At 52.0% G+C, this 3,217-nt stretch carries 2 rRNA genes (1 of these 2 only partly in view); both read right to left on the bottom strand.

Going from position 1 to position 3,217, the window contains the following annotated elements:
* Window positions 1-352 precede the first annotated feature (352 nt).
* Window positions 353-467: ribosomal RNA gene (rrf, locus tag PsW64_RS17660) — 5S ribosomal RNA — on the bottom strand.
* A 151-nt stretch (window positions 468-618) separates the two neighbouring features.
* Window positions 619-3,217 (bottom strand): 23S ribosomal RNA (locus PsW64_RS17655); it runs 132 nt beyond the window's last position.

The raw sequence follows: 3,217 nt of genomic DNA, 5'->3' as shown, positions 1-3,217 counted from the left end.
GACTTATTCCCCATCTACCAACATCTATTCCCGCTCCAGAAAAACATATCCCCGAACTCAGTACTGCGAGGCACCGCAAGGCAATACGTTTCAATCCCTTGAAGTTATTGCTTTGGTTTCACTGAGGGCAAACTGTTAGCTGTATATTCAGGGAGTATTCTTCGGTCAGATGGCATTGCAATCCAGGGGATCGCCGACCACTCAGAACCTAGCTCGCTGTGTTTTCAGCACGTTCATTCAGGACAGCCTAATTCCAAAACGCAAAAAGCCCCCATGCTTTAAGCATTGGGGGCTTTTGTCTGATATGTTGTTCTGTTTATTTTGTAGAGATTTGTCGGTGTGGATTATTCATGCCCGGCGGCGCCCTACTCTCCCGCGTCTTAAGACGAAGTACCATTGGCGCAGGGGCGTTTCACTTCCGAGTTCGGGATGGGATCGGGTGGGGGCGCCCCGCCATAGCCACCGGGCAGGAATAAGTCACACTGACTTTTGAACTGGTCTTTTATGCCACTCTTATTGAGAGTGTCAGGACACTTCTGCGAAGTGTCTGTTGTTGTTATCCAAGTTTTAGCTTTGTTTTGTTGGCTATCTCATATCTATGATTATAGCTTAATGGGAGTGATCAAGATCAATCGAGCTATTAGTAAGGCTCAGCTTCGAGAGTTACCCCTCTTCCACATGCCTCCTATCAACGTGGTGGTCTTCCACGGCTCTCAAGGGATATCTAGTTTTGAGGTTGGTTTCCCGCTTAGATGCCTTCAGCGGTTATCCATTCCGAACATAGCTACCCTGCAATGCGGCTGGCGCCACAACAGGTCCACCAGAGGTTCGTCCATCCCGGTCCTCTCGTACTAGGGACAGATCCTCTCAAATTTCCTACACCCACGGCAGATAGGGACCGAACTGTCTCGCGACGTTCTGAACCCAGCTCACGTACCACTTTAATTGGCGAACAGCCAAACCCTTGGGACCTGCTCCAGCCCCAGGATGTGATGAGCCGACATCGAGGTGCCAAACAATGCCGTCGATATGGACTCTTGGGCATCATCAGCCTGTTATCCCCGGCGTACCTTTTATCCGTTGAGCGATGGCCCTTCCACGAGGGACCACCGGATCACTATGACCGACTTTCGTCTCTGCTCGACTTGTCAGTCTCGCAGTCAGGCAGGCTTATGCCATTGCACTCAACGAGCGATTTCCGACCGCTCTGAGCCTACCTTCGCGCGCCTCCGTTACCATTTGGGAGGCGACCGCCCCAGTCAAACTACCCGCCACACACGGTCCCGGGTATTGTAGTACCGCGGTTAGATATCCATGAGGACAAGGGTGGTATTTCAAGGATGACTCCACCAAAGCTGGCGCCTTGGTTTCAACGTCTACCACCTATCCTACACATGTCATCACGAATACCAGTGTGAAGCTGTAGTAAAGGTGCACGGGGTCTTTCCGTCTGACCGCAGGAACCCCGCATCTTCACGGGGAATTCAATTTCACTGAGTCTGTGCTGGAGACAGCGGGGAAGTCGTTACGCCATTCGTGCAGGTCGGAACTTACCCGACAAGGAATTTCGCTACCTTAGGACCGTTATAGTTACGGCCGCCGTTTACTGGGGCTTCAATTCGGTGCTTGCACACCTCCTCTTAACCTTCCAGCACCGGGCAGGCGTCAGACCCTATACGTCGCCTTGCGGCTTCGCAGAGCCCTGTGTTTTTGATAAACAGTCGCAACCCCCTATTCTGTGCCCCCAATACAAAGTTGCCTTCGTATTGGGCTCCCTTCTCGCGAACTTACGGGAGCAATTTGCCGAGTTCCTTCAGCACAGTTCTCTCAAGCGCCTTGGTATACTCTACCTGTCCACCTGTGTCGGTTTCGGGTACGGTCTTAGCGTGGGAGCTATTTCCAGGAACACCTTCACCGCATCTCCAATCCAATAAGGAGATACGATACACGGCATCCGTCACTACCCACTGGCCGGGGAATATTAACCCCGTTCCCATCGACTACGCCTTTCGGCCTCGCCTTAGGGGCCGGCTAACCCTGCGCCGATTAGCGTTGCGCAGGAACCCTTGGACTTTCGGCGAGAGGGTCTCTCACCCTCTTTATCGTTACTCATGTCAGCATTCGCACTTCTGATACTTCCAGCAGCCCTCACGGGTCCACCTTCATCAGCTTACAGAACGCTCCGCTACCGCTTGTCAAAGACAAGCCCGCAGTTTCGGTGTATGGCTTTAGCCCCGGTACATTTTCGGCGCGGAGACCCTTATTTAGACCAGTGAGCTGTTACGCTTTCTTTAAATGATGGCTGCTTCTAAGCCAACATCCTGGTTGTTTTGGGATCTCTACATCCTTTCCCACTTAGCCATAACTTAGGGACCTTAACTGGCGGTCAGGGTTGTTTCCCTCTCCACAATGGACGTTAGCACCCACTGTGTGTCTGCCCTGCAGTACTTCCTGGTATTCGGAGTTTGGTTAGGATCAGTAAGGCGGTGAGCCCCCATAGCCCATCCAGTGCTCTACCCCCAGGAGTATTCACAGGACGCTCTACCTAAATAGATTTCGCGGAGAACCAGCTATTTCCGAGTTTGATTGGCCTTTCACCCCTAGCCACAAGTCATCCCCGAATTTTTCAACATTCGTGGGTTCGGTCCTCCAGTGCATGTTACTGCACCTTCAACCTGCTCATGGCTAGATCACTCGGTTTCGGGTCTAATCCAACGAACTAAAACGCCCTATTCAGACTCGCTTTCGCTACGCCTACACCTATCGGCTTAAGCTTGCTCGTTAAATTAAGTCGCTGACCCATTATACAAAAGGTACGCTGTTACCCAGAACAAATCTTGGGCTCCAACTGTTTGTAAGCATTCGGTTTCAGGTACTATTTCACTCCCCTCGTCGGGGTACTTTTCACCTTTCCCTCACGGTACTGGTGCGCTATCGGTCGACTAGGAGTACTTAGGCTTGGAGGGTGGTCCCCCCATGTTCAGACAGAATTTCACGTGTTCCGCCCTACTCGAGGACTATAAATCTTTCTACCCGTACGGGACTATCACCCACTAAGGTCAAGCTTCCCAGCTTGTTCCGGTTCTTAATCTATAGCCACTGGCCTGATCCGCGTTCGCTCGCCACTACTAGCGGAGTCTCGGTTGATGTCCTTTCCTCCGGGTACTTAGATGTTTCAGTTCCCCGGGTTTGCCCCCTTGCGGGTACACCTTACGGT

Source organism: Pseudovibrio sp. W64 (genome assembly GCF_001623145.1).
In the GTDB taxonomy this organism is placed as follows: domain Bacteria; phylum Pseudomonadota; class Alphaproteobacteria; order Rhizobiales; family Stappiaceae; genus Pseudovibrio.
Note: the sequence above shows the minus strand (reverse complement) of the source record. Positions and strands in the feature narration are given on the sequence as shown.